This window comes from Stenotrophomonas maltophilia R551-3, from assembly GCF_000020665.1.
Classification (GTDB): domain Bacteria; phylum Pseudomonadota; class Gammaproteobacteria; order Xanthomonadales; family Xanthomonadaceae; genus Stenotrophomonas; species Stenotrophomonas maltophilia_L.
In genome coordinates this window covers 804,741-821,176 of record NC_011071.1, presented here as the reverse complement: position 1 = coordinate 821,176, position 16,436 = coordinate 804,741, and the positions used below count along the sequence as shown (strand labels likewise).

Below are 16,436 nucleotides of genomic sequence, written 5' to 3'. Positions count from 1 at the left end.
CCATGTCCCGACTGCATACCCTGCCACTCTTGCTGGCCCTGTCGCTGTTACCAGCCGTCCCAGCGCTGGCACAGAGCGCCGCACCCGCCCCTGCCACGCGTCCCATGCCGACCGCACCGCTGCCGGCATGGGAACAACTGAGCGACGCCCAGCGCGAATCCCTGCTGGCGCCGCTGCGCGACCGCTGGAACAGCGCCGACGCTGGCCAGCGCCAACGCATGCTCTCGCATGGCCAGCGTTGGCAATCGATGAGTCCGGAGGAACGCGACAAGGCCCGCCGTGGGCTACGCCGCTTCGAACACATGAGCCCGGAGCAGCGCGAGCAGGCACGTGCCCTGTTCGGTCAGATGCGTGACTTGCCACCCGCACAGCGCGACGCCCTGCGCGAGCGCTGGTCACAGATGACGCCGGAACAGCGCAAGGACTGGGTGCGGGAAAATCCGCCGCCGGCAAAGCCGCGATAACACGGTAGCGCCGGGCCATGCCCGGCGGATCCAATGCCTGCCGCTGCGCTCGCCGGGCATGGCCCGGCGCTACCGGCTCACGCCTGCCAGCGCGTCTTCGCCAACAGCTCGTCGTCCCAGTCGAAGGCGAGCTGGCCCTCGCGCACGAACAGCGCGACGAAGTTGAGCAGGTTGCGCGCGTACATCTCGCTGGCCTGGGTCGCGCCGCGGCTGGCCAGGCCAAGCGGGCCATCGATGGTCACACCCCGGTGCTCGATGCACTCGCCCGGCCGGGTCAGCGCGCAGTTGCCGCCACTTTCGGCGGCCAGATCAACGATCGCGCTGCCGGTGGCCATGCCTTCCACCATCGCCGCGGTCACGATCGTCGGTGCCGGGCGCCCCGGTACCGCCGCCGTACAGATCACCACGTCCACGCTGCGCAGGTGGTCGGCCAGCCGGCGCTGCTGCTCGGCGCGTTCCTCATCGGTCAACGCACGCGCATAGCCGCCTTCGCCGGCCGCGCTGACGCCCAGGTCGAGGAAGCGCGCGCCCAGCGACTGGATCTGCTCGCGGGTTTCCGGACGCACGTCGAAACCTTCCACCTGCGCGCCAAGGCGGCGCGCGGTGGCGATGGCCTGCAGGCCGGCCACGCCGGCACCGATTACCAGCACCTTGGCCGGACGCACGGTTCCGGCGGCGGTGGTCAGCATCGGGAAGAAGCGCGGTGCGCGCTCGGCCGCGATCAGCGCGGCCTTGTAACCGGCCATGCCGGCCTGCGAGCTGAGCACGTCCATCGCTTGCGCGCGGGTGGTGCGTGGCAGCTGCTGCAGGGGGAACAGGTACAGACGGTCGTCACTGGCCAACGCGGCCAGGGCCGGGTCGCTGGCCGGGGCCAGCAGGCCGACCACGCTGGCAGCGGGCTTGAGCTGCCCCAGCACCGCCGCCGGCGGCGCCTGCACGCACAGCAGGATGTCGATCTCGCCCCAGCGGCTGGCGTCGAAGACCCGCGCGCCGGCATCGTCATAGGCAGCATCGGTGAAGCCTGCGGCAAGGCCGGCACCGGCTTCGTACCAGACGCTGACGCCCAGCGCACCGAGCTTGCGCGCGGTTTCCGGCGTCAGTGCCACGCGCCGCTCGCCCGGCGCGGTCTCCTTGATCCCCAGCAACGCCACGGCCATGCAGGTCCCCGCTGATCGGTGTGTTTTCCCGATCCTAGCAGGCCGCCACTGCTCAGTGCAGGGTGGCGCTGCCCGGGTCCAGCCGATCGATCACGCCCTGCATGGCGCTGTCGAAGGCGCCATCGTCAACATGGGCGCGCAGGCGGCCCAACCGCACCATCACCGCCAGTTCCTCCGGCGAAGCCACGCAGAAACGCACGCCACGGCGGTTGACGAACAGCAGGCGCGAGGAAATCGGGCTGATCCAGGACAGCTTGCCGGCCTGGACCTTGCCATCCTTGTCGACGAAGTCCAGCCAGTTGCCGATCTCCATGCGACGGAAGCGATCGGCGTCGACGTTGTCGAAATCATCAGCATTGATCTGGCCACTCAACTCCACCGCCGGCGACTCGGCCACCGGCGGCGTCGGCAGCGCGACCTGCGGCAGCTCCGGCAGCGCGCGCTGCAGTTCCGGCCGCGATTCAGCAATGCCCTGCAGGGTGTCATGCAGCGCATCGATGGCGGCGGTGGCCGCATCGCCATGCACGCCGACGCTGGCGAATACTTTGGCCAGTACCGGCTGCCAGGCCTGCAGCCACGGCTTGCCGACGATCTGGCGGCGCGCTTCGGCTACTTCTTCCAGCAGGCCATCGCCCAAGCTCAACGCTTCGGCCACCGATGCCCCGTCCTCGCCCTCGCGCAGCAGCGCCAGGGTCAGGTGGTGCTGCCATGGCTGGCGCAGGAACTCGGCAATGGCCGACGGCAGGGTGGCATCGCCGATGCGGCGGTCCAGTTCGGCGCCGGCACGGCTGCGGGCCATTTCCAGCTTTTCCTGGCCGCGCTGCGTTTCGGCGGCGCGACGCTCGGCAATTTCCACACGGCGACGATGCTGCACCAGGAATTCGCGGAATTCTTCTTCCAGGGTCAGGAAGATCGCCAGGTTCTCGTTGAACTCGGCCACCAGGCGCTCGATGATCTCCTCGACCTTGGCCATCAGCATGCGCTCGGCCTGGCTCTCGCCGGTGTTGCCTTCGCAGGCCTCGGCTAGTGAGTTGAGCAGCTTGCGCGCCGGGTGGGTCTTCTGCACGAACATGCGGCGATCGAGCATGGCGACCTTGACGAAGGGCACTACCAGGCGACCGATCAGTTCGCGCGAGCGGCCTTCCAGTTCGCGTTCGTCCAGCATCACGTCGAACAACATGCCGACCAGGTCGATCGCATCTTCGTCCTGCGGATCCAGCCGGCTCTGGCCGGGGTCGACGCCAAGCCGGGTGGCGCTGGACAGCACTTCGCTCTTCAGCCGCTGCGCCAGCGATTCGCCGTCCTCGCCAATGGCTGCGCGCAGAGTTGCGCTGGGCGTGGCCTGCAGCAGCGACAGCACCGACATCATCTCGCGCTGGCTCAAGGGGCGATGCTGGCCAACAGCGACCTGTGCAGCCGACGTCGCGTCCTCGCGCACGTGGCGGGTCTGCTGCAGCAGTTCGTGCAGCGCCTCCAGCAGCATGCCCTGCTGGCCCGTGTAGGCCTCGCCGGTGCCGCCGTCTTCGCCATCCAGGTGCTGCTGCATGTGGCCGCGGCGCTCGGACCAGCGTGCGGCAAAGCGCTGCGCCCAGGCCGGTGCGGCCTGTTCGTCGTCGCCGGATTCAGTATCGAAACCCCCGCCCTGACGCTGCTCGACCAGGTCGTCCAGGCCCGAAGGCATCCGCGGCTCGGGCGCAGCCGACAGCGGACGTCGCGGCGCCCCCATCTGCGACATCACCCCGGCGGCAGCCAGTTGTTCGTCCAGCTTCTCGTAGATACGGCCGACCGGCGCGCGCAGGTCGCGCTCGCACAGCTTGATCAGCACCAGGTGCACTTCCGGCGCCAGCTCGCAACCGGCAAAGGCCTCATGGATGGCCACGCCCAGGTGTTCGGGGCTGACCGGGTTGTGGTCGGCATCCAGCTCGGCGCCGCCGATCAAGCGGCCCAGGCGGCGGTCCAGCCGCGCCAGCACCGGCTTGAAGTCGCGCAGCAGCACGGTCGCGAAATTGCGCACCGCCAGCCGCGACTCCAGTACATGCTCATCCAGCAGGCTGAGACCATCCTCGGCCGGGCCCGACAGGGTCGCCTCGGCCGACAACGGCTCCCCGCTGGCCAGCGCATCCCAGGCCCGCTGCAGGTGGCCGGCGAAGGCGGCGGCGATGTCCTCACGGCGGCGGCGCAGCTCGCGCATCGCATCCAGGAACAGCAGCTGCGACGAGCCAGCATTGCCGGCGCGGTCGAACAGGGCATCGTCGAAACGCGCCAGTGCGGCCCCGAAGGCCTGGCACAGGGCAGGCAGGACCACCTCCCGGGCACGCTGGAGCTGTGCCGGGTCACGGCCCGGCGATCCCATCGGTGTGGGCGCGCTCATCATTCGGGAAGGCTCCCCACCTTCTCTGGTACGACAGACAACATGGACATCACGACGACCGGTACACCCCATGTACCGGTACGTCGATGGTAGGCCGGCCAGCCCGTCACGGACAGTGAAACAGTCCTCACTTCAAACCTCATGACCGGCGGCCCGGCAAGACAGATATCGTAAGCGGTGCAAGGCCCATGAGGCGAGGGGAAGCGGTCGTCCGTTTCCCGCCAGTGGCATGATGTTCATCACAGTTTGATATTCAGGGTCCGGACGCGACACAGACGGTGCCATTGGCCGCCCCGACTATAATCAAACACCCGTGACGACCGGTTAATACTCCATGCCCGACCCCGCTGCCCTGCTTGCCCTGGATGCCCGCCGCTCAGTGCCTTCGCGGCAACTGGGCGAGCCCGGACCAGATCCGGCCACCCTGCAGCGGATGCTGGCTTCAGCAGTACGCGTGCCCGATCACGGCAAGCGCGTGCCGTTCCGCTTCCTAAAGATCGCCGGCGATGCACGTCACACTCTGGGCGACTTTCTGGCCGAGCGCAGCCGCCAGCGCGACCCGCATGCCGGCGAGGCGGTATTCGAGAAGGACCGCCAGCGTTTCAGCCACGCCCCGCTGGTGATCGTGGTGGTGGCCAGCCCGCGCCCGGACCCGAAGGTGCCCGAACAGGAACAGCTGATGACCGCCGGCTGCGTCTGCTTCGCCCTGCTGCAGGCCGCGCAGGCGCTGGGCTTCGGCGCGCAGTGGCTGACCGCCTGGATGGCCTTCGATCCGGTCGTGCAGGCCCATCTGGGCCTGGTCGAGGGCGAGGGCATCGCCGGTTTCATCCACATTGGTACGCCCAAGGCCGATGTTCCCGAGCGCGAGCGCCCCGACCCGGCGGCCCTGCTGCGCGACTGGACGCCGCCGGCATGACCCTGCCGGCTCCGCCGCCGTCGCTGTACCTGGTCGATGCCAGCATCTATGTGTTCCGCGCCTGGCATTCGCTGCCGGACGAGTTCCAGGACAGCCAGGGCTGGCCGACCAATGCCGTGCACGGCTTCGCCCGCTTCCTGCTCGATCTGCTGGAGCGCGAGCGCCCGCGGCACATCGCCATCGCCTTCGACGAAGCGCTCGACAGCGGCTTCCGCCATCGGCTGTATCCGGCCTACAAGGCCAACCGTGATCCGGCTCCTGAAGCGCTGAAGCGCCAGTTCGTGCATTGCAAGGCGCTGTGCGCGGCGTTGGGCCTGGCCGTGCTGGCCCACCACGAATACGAGGCCGACGACCTGATCGGCAGCGCCCTGCACGTGCACCGCGGCAGCCATCGCGGGGTGATCATCTCCGCCGACAAGGACCTGTCGCAGCTGCTGGTCGACCACGACGAACAGTGGGACTACGCCCGCAACCAGCGCTGGGACGTGGCCGGCGTGAAGGCACGGCACGGCGTGCACGCGCACCAGATCGCCGACTACCTGGCGCTGTGCGGCGATGCGGTGGACAACATTCCCGGCGTCAGCGGCGTCGGCAGCAAGTCCGCTGCGGTGCTGCTGGCCCATTTCGGCAGCATGGACGTGCTCTACGAACGTCTGGACGAAGTGCCGTTCCTGCGCCTGCGCGGCGCCGCACAGATGGCGGTGCGCCTGCGCGAGCAGCGCGAGCACGCCCTGCTCTGGCGCCAGCTGACCACCATCGCGCTGGACGCGCCGCTGGAGGGCAGCCAACCCGGCCTGCTGCGCCAGTCGGCCGACCCGGAGCTGCTCGCTGGCCTGTGCCAGACCCTGCGCTTTGGTCCGACGACCCGCCGCCGGCTGTTCGATGCCGCAGGCGTGGCCGACCCCGTTCCCACTCCATCTTTTTCCAATTCCGGCGAGCCCGCATGAGCCAGCGCAACACCGAAGCCCCGCGTGTCGTCTACGAAGGCAAGTACCAGCGCATGCTGGTGCGCGGCACCTGGGAATACAGCGAACGCACCCATGCTGGCGGCCTGGCGGCGATCATCATCGCCGTCACCCCCGAGGACAAGGTGCTGTTCGTCGAACAGTTCCGCGTGCCGCTGCAGGCCCCCACCATCGAAATGCCGGCCGGCCTGGTTGGCGACATCGATGCCGGCGAGTCGATCGAAGTCTCGGCCGTGCGCGAACTGGAAGAAGAGACCGGCTGGACCGCCGATCACGCCGAAGTGCTGATGATCGGCCCGACCTCCTCCGGCGCGAGCGCCGAGAAGATCGCCTTCGTCCGTGCCACCGGCCTGCGCCGGATCGGCGAAGGTGGCGGCGACGACAGCGAGGACATCACCGTGCACGAAATTCCGCGCGCACAAGCGGCGGCGTGGCTGGTGCAGAAGATGGGCGAAGGCTACGAGCTGGATGCCAAGCTGTGGGCCGGACTGTGGATGATCGAGCATCACCTGGACGGGCGCCCGCGTGGCTGACGCCGACCTGCACGCACTGCCGGCGCTGCTTTGCGCCGATGATCCGGCAATCTACGCGATCCACCGGGCTCAAGGCGCGTCACCGTACCTGCTGCTGGCCGACCACGCCGGCCAGCACGTGCCGCGTGCCCTCGCCGGCCTGGGCTTGCCACAGGCCGAACTGGACCGCCACATCGGCTGGGACATCGGCATTGCCGGCACCACCCGCGCACTGGCCGAACGGCTGGATGCCTGGGCAATCGAACAGACCTATTCGCGGCTGCTGATCGACTGCAACCGCCCGCTGGCCTCGCCCACACTGATTCCGGAAGTGAGCGACCACACCGTGGTGCCGGGCAATGCAGGTCTGTCGGCGGCGCAGCGGCAACAGCGCATTGATGCGATCCATGCGCCGTACCACGCACGCATCGACGCCGAACTGGACGCACGCCGCGATGCCCGTCGCCCCACCCTGCTGGTGATGATGCACAGCTTCACCCCGGCGATGAACGGCGCGCAGCGGCCGTGGCATGCCGGCGTGCTGTACCACCAGGACACGCGCTTTGCGCATGCACTGCTGCAGGCACTGCGCGACGAAGGCGACCTGGTGGTGGGCGACAACGAACCGTATTCGGTCAGCAGTACCAGCGACTACGCGGTGCCGGTGCACGGCGAAGGCCGCGGCCTGGTGCACGTGGAACTGGAAATCCGCCAGGACCTGATCGCCGATGCCGCCGGGCAGCAGGCATGGGCGGAGCGGCTGGCGCGGATTTTCAGCGCGCTGCAGCCGCAGTTGCTGGCCGCCGGGTGATTTACCCAGGCTTGGTAGTGCCGGCCGCTGGCCGGCAACTGCAATGATCCAACGGACCTTGGGGTTGCCGGCCAGCGGCCGGCACTACCGCAATACGGGCGCATCCATCCACGGGAACGACTTGAACCCGTGCACCTGCAAGGTCGCACCGATGGCGTCGAAGTCATCCTTGGGAGCGGCTGGCGCGGATTTTCAGCGCGCTGCAACCGCAGTTGCTGGCCGCCGGGTGATTTACCCAGGCTTGGTAGCGCCGGCCGCTGGCCGGCAACTGCAATGATCCAACGGACCTTGGGGTTGCCGGCCAGCGGCCGGCACTACCGCAATACGGGCGCGTCCATCCACGGGAACGGCTTGAACCCGTGCACCTGCACGGTCGCACCGATGGCGTCGAAGTCATCCTTGATCGCCTGCGCACGGTTGCGATCCAGTCCTTCACCGAGCGCCAACGGCAACGAGCGGCAGCGCGCCAATGCTTCGCCTACCGGGATTTCCAGCACGTGCGCCACGCGCTGCGCAGCGGCCTTCAGCTGGTCTACCGGGCACGCCACCATGCACAGGTCGAACGAAGCGAAGATGCCTTCGCCCACCCCTGCCTCGCGCGCAGCCGCCTGTTCCTCAGCACCCGCTTCGCCCAGGGCCTCGTCGATGCCATCGACCTGCTGGAACGCGTCGTACTCGGCGTAGTACGCCAGCGCCTGCGCATAATCGGCCAGTGTGGACAGTGGGCGTTGCCGCTTCTGCACGTCGAGCACGTCGGCGAAGGTCGCCGGTTCAAGATAGCTGGACAGGCCCAGCGCGCGCGCGCGGGCAGGAACATCGCTGTCGTCGTCGAACGCTGCTTCTTCATCGGCCGGCAACCAGAAACGCGCCTGCAGCAGATCGCCATCGGTGGCGTGCACCCAACCGAAGGAGGCATACACCGCATCCTCATCGTTGCAGGCGGCGAAGGCATGCAGGGTCTGTTGCAGGTCCAGCAGTTCGATCATGCGTCGGTGCTCAGGCAGGCAGTCGCTGCCGAGTCTACCGGCGCCCGGCGCAGGCCCAGCGCGATCACCACGCCGAGCGCGGCGAACAGCGCGGCGCCGTACTGTGCATTGACCATGCCCTGCAGCGCATCAGGGCTGGTTGCCGCCTGCGTGCCGCGCGCGGCGTTGGCGACCATCACCAGTACCGCCAATCCCAAGGCGCCGCCGATCTGCTGGGCGGTGGCCGCCATGCCGGACGCGACGCCTTGCTGCGGACCCGGCACGCCCTGCCCGGCCACGATCCACATCGCCGTCCAGCTCATGCCCTGGCCGAGGCTGAGCACCACGATGCCCGGCAACAGCGGCCAGTAGCTGGCGCCATGCGGCATCGCCAGCGCCACCGCGGCGATGCCGACGGCACCGGCGGCGAAGCCCCAGGCCAGTACCTGCCGTGGCGAACGGTGCCGCAGCATGCGTTCGGCAATACGGATGCCGAAGGTACACACCAATGTCGGCAGCAGGAAGGCCATGCCCGCCTGCAGCGGACTCCAGCCATAGCCATCCTGGAAGTAGAGCGCCAGGAAGTAGTACTGCACGCCATAGCTGCTCATGAAGGCAAATGTCAGGCCGAGCGCCGCGCGCAGGCCGGGCAGGCGCAGCAGCGAAAACTGCATCAGCGGATCGCGGCTGCGCTTTTCGATCTGTACGAACACCGTCAACAGTACGGCGGAAAGCAGCAGGCAGATGAGCGTGGCCGGCGCCGTCCAGCCCCACTCCGGCCCTTGCACCAGGGTGGTGACCAGCAGACTGCCGCCAGCCGTGACGGTGAGGCAACCGGCCAGATCGAATGAACGGCCCTGCACGCGTGGACCATCGGCCGGCAACCACACACCGGCCGCGACCGCGCAGGCCGTGGCCAGCGGAACGATCACCGCCAGCACCGCCGGCCAGCCGAACGCCTGGGTCAGCACGCCACCGAGCAGCGTGCCCAGCGCCAGGCCCACCGCGCTGGCCATGCTCCAGATCGCCAGCGCACGGTTGCGCACCGGGCCTTCGGCGTACAGCGTGTTGATCAGCGCCAGCGTGGCGGGGAACAGCAACGCCGCGCCGATGCCCTGTGCCGCACGCGCGATGATCAACAGCGTGGCATTCGGCGCCAGCGCACCGAGCAGCGAGGCCAGCGCGAACAGCAGCATGCCCAGCCGGTAGAAGCGGCGGCGGCCGATCAGGTCGGCGGCACGGCCACCCAGCAGCAGGCTGCCGCCGAAGGCCACGGTGTAGGCACTGACCACCCATTGCAGCTGCTGCGCGTTGATCTGCAGCGCGCGGCCCATGTCATGCAGGGCAACGAAGATGATGGTGGCATCCAGGGCGATGATCAGCTGGGCGGTGGCCAGCAGGGTCAGCGCCCAGCGCGGGTATTTGAGGGGAGGCATCGGCGGTCTGGCGCGGTGGGGGAGCGCAGTCTCATTGATGCGAGCCAATCAATAAACCCCTCCCCAACCATATCTGTCATGATTTTCGGCATGAATGCAGCCTCGATGGACCTCAATGCAGTGCGCATGCTGGTGCAGGTGGCCGAAGCGCGCAGTTTCACCGTGGCCGCCGGCCAGCTCGGCCTGAGCCAATCCGGCCTGTCGCGCGCGATCGGACGGCTGGAGGCCACCCTCGGTGTAAAGCTGCTGCAGCGGAACACCCGCAACGTGGCGCTGACGACGGACGGCCGCCAATTCGTCGAACAGGTGTCGCCGCTGCTGGCCGGCCTCGACGATGCCGAGCGGCAGTTAGCCGACCGTCCGTGCACGCCCTCGGGCACCTTGAAGATCAGCGCGCCGTCAATGTTCGGGCGCAGGGTGCTGGTGCCTTTGCTTGGGCCGTTGCTGCAGCAGCATCCGCAGCTGCAGGTGGAAGCCGTGCTCAGCGACCGTCTGGTCGATCTGGTCGAGGAAGGCTTCGATGCCGCGCTGCGCACCGGCACCATCGCTGACCAGCGCATGGTGGCGCGCCCGTTGAAGCCACTACGCTGGGTGACGGTGGCCAGCCCGGAATATCTGGACCGCTGTGGCACACCGGACGATGTGGCCGCGCTGCAGGATCATGCCTGCCTGGCGGTGCGCAACCTGCGCAGTGGCCGGCTGGTGGACTGGCAGTTCCTGCAGGACGGGCAACTGCGGGAGGTCACGCCGCCGGCGCGGATGGTGTTTGACTGCGGCGACCCGCTGGTGGAGGCAGCAATTTCTGGCATCGGCATCGTGCAGGTGATGGATTTCGCGGTGGCCGACGCGCTGGCCGATGGCCGCCTGCAACGCGTGCTGCAGCCATTCGAAGGCCGCAGCCGCGCGCTGTCGTTGATCTATCCGCCTTCGCGCCAGCATTCGCCGAAGCTGCAGGTGCTGGCCGACGCGTTGCTGGCCGGGGATTGGTAGCGCCGGCCGCTGGCCGGCGTCTGCGTGGATGCAATCGTTTCCGGGTTGCCGGCCAGCGGCCGGCACTACCGGGCTGCGGTAGATCCACGCCGTGCGTGGATGGGGTTGCCGCTCGGGGTCAGAGCCCTTTCCGCAGGAAAGGGATCCGACCCCTGGGCAATCAACGATCAGGCGAAGCTATCCGTCGCGCGCACCAGCGCGTCCACGTTCTCGGCTTCGAACGCCGAATGCCCCGAGGCCGGCGTGATTTCCAGCTTGGCCTTCGGCCACACCTTGGTCAGGTCCCAGGCGTTGGCCAGCGGGCAGACCACGTCGTAGCGGCCGTGCACGATCACGCCCGGGATATCGACGATGCGATGTGCGTCGCGCAGCAGCTGGTCTTCCACCTCGAAGAAGCCGCCGTTGACGAAGTAATGGTTCTCGATGCGCGCGAAGGCCAGCGCGAAGTGCGGGTCTTCGTGGCTGTTGATGAAGTCATCATCGACGTGCAGGAAGCTGGTCGCGCCTTCCCACACCGCCCAGGCCTTGGCGGCGTCCAGGCGGGTGGTTTCGTCGTCACTGGTCAGGCGGCGGTGGAAGGCCGAGATCAGGTCGTGGCGCTCCACCGACGGGATCGGCTTCAGGTAGTGCTCCCACGCATCCGGGAACAGGCGGTTGGCGCCTTCCTGGTAGAACCACTCCAGCTCCCAGCGGCGCAGCATGAAGATGCCGCGCAGGACCAGTTCGGTCACGCGCTGCGGGTGGGTTTCGGCATAGGCCAGTGCCAGGGTAGAGCCCCAGCTGCCGCCGAACACCTGCCAGCGATCAACCTTCAGGTGCTCGCGCAGCTTCTCGATATCGGCGACGAGGTCCCAGGTGGTGTTGTCCACCAGGTCGGCGTGCGGCGTGGAACGGCCGGCACCGCGCTGGTCGAACAGGATGATGCGGTACTTGGACGGGTCGTGGAACTGGCGCATCTTGTCGCTGCAACCACCGCCCGGGCCACCGTGCAGCATCACCACCGGCTTGCCATCCGGGTTGCCGCACTGTTCGAAGTACAGCGTGTGGCGGTCGTCGACCTTCAGGGTGCCAACGTCGTAGGGGGTGATGGCGGGGTACAGCGTACGCATGCTTGCAGCTCCAGGGTGATGCCCTGCCGGGGCAGGAGAACCTCCATTCTAGGCCGGACGCCGGCCCAGGGTGATGCGGTCGCGCTGCTCCAGGTCCTGCACGGTCTGCACCTCCGCAAAACCGGCGGCGTCGAACAGCGCGCGGATCGCCGCGCCCTGGTCCCAACCGTGCTCGATCAGCAGCCAACCGCCGGGCAGCAGGTGGGCCTGGCCGCCGTCGACGATGCGACGGATGTCGTCCAGGCCATCCACGCCGGAGGCCAGCGCGGTAGCCGGTTCAAAACGCAGGTCGCCCTGCTCCAGATGCGGGTCGTCGCTGGCGATGTATGGCGGGTTGCTGGCGATCAGGTCGAAGCGTGCACCCTGCAGCGGCGCATACCAGTCGTGCCCGCCCTCGGCGAAGCGGACGTTGCCCAGTTCATGGCGGGCGGCATTGCGCGCAGCCACGGTCAGTGCACCCGGGCTGGCATCGGTGGCCAGCACCTGCGCTTGGGGCCGTTCGCTGGCCAGTGCCAAGGCGATCGCGCCGCTGCCAGTGCCGAGGTCGGCCAGCTGCAGCGCGCGGTCCTGTGGCAGGCGCTCCAATGCCAGCTCGACCAGCAGCTCGGTTTCCGGACGCGGGATCAGCGTGGCCGGATCGACTTCCAGGTCCAGCGTCCAGAAACCGCGGCGGCCGGTCAGGTAGGCGACCGGCTCACCGGCCACGCGGCGGGCCAGCAACGCCTCGAAGGCGGCCTGGTCATTGGCGTCCAGCGGATCGGTGGCATGCGCGAACAGCCAGCTGCGCGGGCAATCCAGCACGTGCAACAACAGCAGTTCGGCCTCGTGGCGAGCCTCGACGCCGCCCAGGCGGGCACTGGCCTCGGCCACGACCTGGCGCAGGGTGGGTTCGGTTTGGAAATACATGCCGCAATTGTAGAGCCGAGCCCATGCTCGGCTGCTTCTGCCGCAGTCGAGCTACACATCCACAGGCCCGCACTCGAGCATGGCTCGACTCTACAAAAGGCTGCAATCCGTTCAGGTTCTGCCCGACGGGATAAGGAGGGACTATTGGCCCTATTCAGCCGTTCCGGAAGATTTTCCTTGTCACACAGGCAGTTGCAGGATGAAAGCGTCCGGGTTCAGTGCCTGCTCAGTACATTTTGATAGACTTCATCTATCAAATAGATGCAATCAATGGATTGTTCTTATCGATAGCGAGTCGGTAATCTAGGTCCTGTCGATTCACCCACTCCCCTTCACCCAGAGGAATAACGATGTCCCTGATCAACACCCAGATCCAGCCGTTCGAAGCCAATGCTTACCTGAATGGCGAGTTCATCAAGGTTTCCGACAGCACCCTGAAGGGCCAGTGGTCGGTCCTGATCTTCATGCCGGCCGCCTTCACCTTCAACTGCCCGACCGAGATCGAAGACGCCGCTGACCATTACGCCGAGTTCAAGAAGGCCGGCGCCGAGGTCTATATCGTCACCACCGACACCCACTTCTCGCACAAGGTGTGGCACGAAACCTCGCCGGCCGTCGGCAAGGCCCAGTTCCCGCTGGTCGGCGACCCGACCCACCAGCTGACCAACGCCTTCGGCGTGCACATTCCGGAAGAAGGCCTGGCCCTGCGCGGCACCTTCATCATCAACCCGGAAGGCGTGATCAAGACCCTGGAGATCCACTCCAACGAGATCGCCCGTGACGTCTCCGAGACCCTGCGCAAGCTGAAGGCTGCCCAGTTCACCGCCGCCAACCCGAACCAGGTGTGCCCGGCCAAGTGGAAGGAAGGCGAGAAGACCCTGACCCCGTCGCTGGACCTGGTCGGCAAGATCTAAAGCAGTACCGGCCTGCCGTGGCCCCACGCCACGGCGCGCCCTTCATCCCCGTGCCGGCCCCCCCCGCCGGCGTGGGGGTGAACCCAAGACAGCCAACGCTCGCCCGCCTTGGCCAGCCAGCCCCTTCCACGGTCGCTGTCTTGGGTTCACCCCTACCCCCTGTTGGTCCGCTACCTTCTACAGCGGTGCCACGCCCCCTGTTTGCCTGAAGCCAGGAGATGACCCGATGTTGGACGCCAACCTGCAGTCGCAGCTGAAGACCTATCTGGAGCGCGTGACCCGCCCGATCCAGATCACCGCGCACGCCGACGACGGCGCCAAGTCGCAGGAAATGCTGGAACTGCTGCAGACCCTGGACAGCCTGTCGGACAAGATCACGCTGCAGGTCCTGCGCGATGGCCAGGGCCGCGTGCCGTCCTTCGACCTGGGTACCCCGGGCCAGGATATCCACCTGACCTTCGCCGGCCTGCCGATGGGCCACGAGTTCACCTCGCTGGTGCTGGCGCTACTGCAGGTGGGCGGTCATCCGTCCAAGGCCACCGCCGAGCTGATCGAGCAGGTGCAGAACCTGGAAGGCGAATACAAGTTCGAAACCTACTTCTCGCTTTCCTGCCAGAACTGCCCGGACGTGGTGCAGGCGCTGAACCTGGCCGCGGTGCTCAACCCGCGCATCCAGCACGTGGCCATCGACGGTGCCCTGTTCCAGGACGAAGTCGAGAAGCGCGAGATCATGTCGGTGCCGACCGTGTACCTCAACGGTGAAGTGTTCGACCAGGGCCGCATGACCCTCGAGCAGATCGTGGCCAAGCTGGATACCAATGCCAGCAAGCGCGATGCCGAGAAGATCGCCGCCAAGGACGCCTTCGACGTGCTGGTGGTGGGCGGTGGCCCGGCCGGCGCGGCAGCAGCGATCTACGCTGCACGCAAGGGTATCCGCACCGGCATCGCCGCCGAGCGTTTCGGTGGCCAGGTGCTGGACACGATGGCGATCGAGAACTTCATTTCGGTGAAGGAGACCGAAGGCCCGAAGCTGGCCACGGCGCTGGAACAGCACGTGCGCGAGTACGAGGTGGACATCATGGACCTGCAGCGCGCCAGCGCGCTGGTGCCGGCCGGTGAAGACGGCCTGGTGCAGGTGCAGCTGGAGAACGGCGCGGTACTGAAGTCGCGCTCGGTGATCCTGTCCACCGGCGCGCGCTGGCGGCAGATGAATGTGCCGGGCGAAGACCAGTACCGCAACAAGGGCGTGGCCTACTGCCCGCACTGCGATGGTCCGCTGTTCAAGGGCAAGCGCGTGGCGGTGATCGGCGGCGGCAACTCCGGCGTGGAAGCGGCCATCGATCTGGCCGGCATCGTGTCGCATGTAACCCTGCTGGAGTTCGATTCCAGCCTGCGCGCCGACGAAGTGCTGCAGAAGAAGCTGCGCAGCCTGGCCAACGTCACCGTGCTGACCAGCGCACAGACCACCGAAGTGCTGGGCGACGGCAGCCGTGTCACCGGCCTGGTCTACAAGGACCGTGTCGGCGGCGACGCCCACCGCGTCGAGCTGGAAGGCATCTTCGTGCAGATCGGCCTGCTGCCCAACACCGAGTGGCTGAAGGACACCGTGGCGCTGTCGCCGCGTGGCGAGGTCGTCATCGATGACCGCGGCCAGACCAACCTGCCGGGCGTGTTCGCTGCTGGCGATTGCACGACGGTACCCTACAAGCAGATCATCATTGCCATGGGTGCCGGTTCGACCGCCGCATTGAGTGCGTTCGACCACCTGATCCGCTCGTCGGTGAGCAGCAGCAGTGGTGCTGTTGCTGAAGCTGCCTGATCCATCGTTCCCAGATCACCGGGAACATTGTCTGCCTGTCGGGTAACCATGCCGTCAGCCGGTCCGTTACCCCTGGGGTGTAAGGATGAACCTACGTGATCTGAAGTACCTGGTAGCCCTGGCCGACCACAAGCATTTCGGCCGGGCTGCCGCCTCTTGTTTCGTCAGCCAGCCGACGCTGTCCACGCAGATCCGCAAGCTGGAAGAAGAGCTGGGCCTGCCGCTGGTGGAACGCGCGCCGCGCAAGGTGATGCTGACCCCGGCCGGCCAGGAAGCAGCAGCACGGGCACGGGTGATCGTGTCCGAAGTGGAACAACTGAAGGAAGCGGCGCGACGCAGCCGCGATCCGGAAGCCGGTACGGTGCGCCTGGGGATCTTCCCGACCCTCGGCCCGTACCTGCTGCCGCATGTGATCCCGCGCATCCGCGAGCGTTTCCCGGAACTGGAGCTGCTGCTGGTCGAGGAAAAGAGCGATGTGCTGCTGGACCGCCTGCGCGAAGGCAAGCTCGACGCCGCGCTGCTGGCACTGCCGGTGATCGACGACCAGCTGCATGCCGAGTTCCTGTTCGAGGAGCCGTTCCTGCTGGCCGTATCCGGGCGCCACCCGCTGGCCCGCCGCGAGCATCTGGACGTGCAGGAGCTGGCCACGCAGAAGCTGCTGCTGCTGGAAGACGGCCATTGCCTGCGCGACCAGGCACTGGAAGTGTGCCGGCTGTTCGGCGCCAACGAGAAGTCCGAGTTCCGCGCCACCAGCCTGGAGACGCTGCGGCAGATGGTCGCCGCCGACGTCGGCATCACCCTGCTGCCGAGCCTGTCGGTGCAACCGCCGGTGCCGCGCTCGAGCAACATCCGCCTGCTCGACTTCACCGGCGAGGGCCGTCCCAGCCGCCGCATCGCCATGATCTGGCGCCGCAGCTCGGCGATGAACGATTTCCTGACGGAGTTGGCCGATCAGTTCAAGCGCCTGCCGGAGGCACTGTTCACCCTCGAGGCGGTCAATGCCGGCGGCGACGCCAGCACCCTGCCCGGCCCCGTGCTGAACGGCTGAGCCTACGCAGCACCGGCCCGGAATCGGTGGGAGTCGATTCCGGTCGCATTTGT

The 16,436-nt window shown here is 67.5% G+C and carries 15 protein-coding genes; 9 read left to right on the top strand and 6 right to left on the bottom strand.

The genetic code is table 11. From position 1 onward, the window contains the following. Positions 1-2: 2 nt before the first annotated feature. Positions 3-464 (top strand): DUF3106 domain-containing protein, encoded by a 462-nt coding sequence (locus SMAL_RS03565; RefSeq protein WP_012510127.1) that lies wholly within the window; start codon positions 3-5, stop codon positions 462-464. A gap of 77 nt (positions 465-541) precedes the next feature. Here SMAL_RS03565 and SMAL_RS03560 read toward each other — a convergent pair whose 3' ends face one another. Further along, entirely contained in the window at positions 542-1,621 is a 1,080-nt protein-coding gene (locus SMAL_RS03560) for an NAD(P) transhydrogenase subunit alpha (protein ID WP_012510126.1), read from the bottom strand. A 52-nt stretch (positions 1,622-1,673) separates the two neighbouring features. Further along, positions 1,674-3,995 (bottom strand): PacR family protein, encoded by a 2,322-nt coding sequence (locus SMAL_RS03555; protein ID WP_012510125.1) that lies wholly within the window; start codon positions 3,993-3,995, stop codon positions 1,674-1,676. Positions 3,996-4,326: 331 nt separating this feature from the next. Here SMAL_RS03555 and SMAL_RS03550 point away from each other — a divergent pair, with 331 nt between their 5' ends. Genes SMAL_RS03550 through SMAL_RS03535 form a run of 4 tightly spaced genes read left to right on the top strand, consistent with a single transcriptional unit; the run spans position 4,327 to position 7,196 of the window. Beyond that, positions 4,327-4,908 (top strand): nitroreductase family protein, encoded by a 582-nt coding sequence (locus tag SMAL_RS03550; RefSeq protein ID WP_012510124.1) that lies wholly within the window; start codon positions 4,327-4,329, stop codon positions 4,906-4,908. Further along, a complete protein-coding gene (locus tag SMAL_RS03545) occupies positions 4,905-5,855 on the top strand; it encodes a 5'-3' exonuclease (RefSeq protein WP_012510123.1) in 951 nt (316 codons plus the stop codon). Before SMAL_RS03550 ends, SMAL_RS03545 begins: the two co-directional genes overlap by 4 nt. Continuing rightward, the gene (locus SMAL_RS03540) at positions 5,852-6,406 is read left to right on the top strand and encodes an NUDIX hydrolase (RefSeq protein WP_004144854.1); all 555 of its coding nucleotides are present in this window, start codon (positions 5,852-5,854) and stop codon (positions 6,404-6,406) included. Before SMAL_RS03545 ends, SMAL_RS03540 begins: the two co-directional genes overlap by 4 nt. Beyond that, entirely contained in the window at positions 6,399-7,196 is a 798-nt protein-coding gene (locus tag SMAL_RS03535; protein ID WP_012510122.1) for an N-formylglutamate amidohydrolase, read from the top strand. The genes SMAL_RS03540 and SMAL_RS03535 overlap by 8 nt, the downstream gene beginning before the upstream one ends. 314 nt (positions 7,197-7,510) lie before the next feature. On the opposite strand, the gene SMAL_RS03530 is transcribed toward SMAL_RS03535, so the two are convergent. Both SMAL_RS03530 and SMAL_RS03525 read right to left on the bottom strand, forming a co-directional pair. Further along, positions 7,511-8,182, bottom strand: a complete 672-nt coding sequence (locus tag SMAL_RS03530; RefSeq protein ID WP_012510121.1) for a DUF7716 domain-containing protein — start codon at positions 8,180-8,182, stop codon at positions 7,511-7,513. Next, positions 8,179-9,597, bottom strand: a complete 1,419-nt coding sequence (locus SMAL_RS03525) for an MFS transporter (RefSeq protein WP_012510120.1) — start codon at positions 9,595-9,597, stop codon at positions 8,179-8,181. The genes SMAL_RS03530 and SMAL_RS03525 overlap by 4 nt, the downstream gene beginning before the upstream one ends. 105 nt (positions 9,598-9,702) lie before the next feature. Here SMAL_RS03525 and SMAL_RS03520 point away from each other — a divergent pair, with 105 nt between their 5' ends. Next, the gene (locus SMAL_RS03520) at positions 9,703-10,587 is read left to right on the top strand and encodes a LysR family transcriptional regulator (protein ID WP_032968778.1); all 885 of its coding nucleotides are present in this window, start codon (positions 9,703-9,705) and stop codon (positions 10,585-10,587) included. A gap of 167 nt (positions 10,588-10,754) precedes the next feature. Here SMAL_RS03520 and pip read toward each other — a convergent pair whose 3' ends face one another. Both pip and prmC read right to left on the bottom strand, forming a co-directional pair. Next, on the bottom strand, positions 10,755-11,696 hold the full coding sequence (gene pip / locus SMAL_RS03515) for a prolyl aminopeptidase (RefSeq protein ID WP_012510118.1): 942 nt from the start codon (positions 11,694-11,696) through the stop codon (positions 10,755-10,757). Between the two features lie 48 nt (positions 11,697-11,744). Next, positions 11,745-12,602, bottom strand: coding sequence for a peptide chain release factor N(5)-glutamine methyltransferase (prmC, locus tag SMAL_RS03510; protein ID WP_012510117.1), 858 nt, complete (start codon positions 12,600-12,602; stop codon positions 11,745-11,747). A 350-nt stretch (positions 12,603-12,952) separates the two neighbouring features. Here prmC and ahpC point away from each other — a divergent pair, with 350 nt between their 5' ends. The 3 genes from ahpC (at position 12,953) to SMAL_RS03495 (ending at position 16,383) form a co-directional block, all read left to right on the top strand. Then, positions 12,953-13,516, top strand: a complete 564-nt coding sequence (gene ahpC / locus SMAL_RS03505; protein ID WP_004144811.1) for an alkyl hydroperoxide reductase subunit C — start codon at positions 12,953-12,955, stop codon at positions 13,514-13,516. A gap of 226 nt (positions 13,517-13,742) precedes the next feature. Continuing rightward, a complete protein-coding gene (gene ahpF, locus SMAL_RS03500; protein WP_004144809.1) occupies positions 13,743-15,335 on the top strand; it encodes an alkyl hydroperoxide reductase subunit F in 1,593 nt (530 codons plus the stop codon). Between the two features lie 85 nt (positions 15,336-15,420). Next, a complete protein-coding gene (locus tag SMAL_RS03495) occupies positions 15,421-16,383 on the top strand; it encodes a LysR substrate-binding domain-containing protein (protein ID WP_012510116.1) in 963 nt (320 codons plus the stop codon). The last annotated feature ends 53 nt before the right edge of the window (positions 16,384-16,436 follow it).

Coding starts and splice junctions, on each gene's coding strand:
- SMAL_RS03560 (WP_012510126.1), bottom strand. CDS start 1,621: ATGGCCGTGGCGTTGCTGGGGATCAAGGAGACCGCGCCGGGCGAGCGG.
- ahpC (WP_004144811.1), top strand. CDS start 12,953: ATGTCCCTGATCAACACCCAGATCCAGCCGTTCGAAGCCAATGCTTAC.
- pip (WP_012510118.1), bottom strand. CDS start 11,696: ATGCGTACGCTGTACCCCGCCATCACCCCCTACGACGTTGGCACCCTG.
- SMAL_RS03520 (WP_032968778.1), top strand. CDS start 9,703: ATGGACCTCAATGCAGTGCGCATGCTGGTGCAGGTGGCCGAAGCGCGC.
- SMAL_RS03565 (WP_012510127.1), top strand. CDS start 3: ATGTCCCGACTGCATACCCTGCCACTCTTGCTGGCCCTGTCGCTGTTA.
- ahpF (WP_004144809.1), top strand. CDS start 13,743: ATGTTGGACGCCAACCTGCAGTCGCAGCTGAAGACCTATCTGGAGCGC.
- SMAL_RS03495 (WP_012510116.1), top strand. CDS start 15,421: ATGAACCTACGTGATCTGAAGTACCTGGTAGCCCTGGCCGACCACAAG.
- SMAL_RS03545 (WP_012510123.1), top strand. CDS start 4,905: ATGACCCTGCCGGCTCCGCCGCCGTCGCTGTACCTGGTCGATGCCAGC.
- SMAL_RS03555 (WP_012510125.1), bottom strand. CDS start 3,995: ATGATGAGCGCGCCCACACCGATGGGATCGCCGGGCCGTGACCCGGCA.
- prmC (WP_012510117.1), bottom strand. CDS start 12,602: ATGTATTTCCAAACCGAACCCACCCTGCGCCAGGTCGTGGCCGAGGCC.
- SMAL_RS03530 (WP_012510121.1), bottom strand. CDS start 8,182: ATGATCGAACTGCTGGACCTGCAACAGACCCTGCATGCCTTCGCCGCC.
- SMAL_RS03540 (WP_004144854.1), top strand. CDS start 5,852: ATGAGCCAGCGCAACACCGAAGCCCCGCGTGTCGTCTACGAAGGCAAG.
- SMAL_RS03525 (WP_012510120.1), bottom strand. CDS start 9,597: ATGCCTCCCCTCAAATACCCGCGCTGGGCGCTGACCCTGCTGGCCACC.
- SMAL_RS03550 (WP_012510124.1), top strand. CDS start 4,327: ATGCCCGACCCCGCTGCCCTGCTTGCCCTGGATGCCCGCCGCTCAGTG.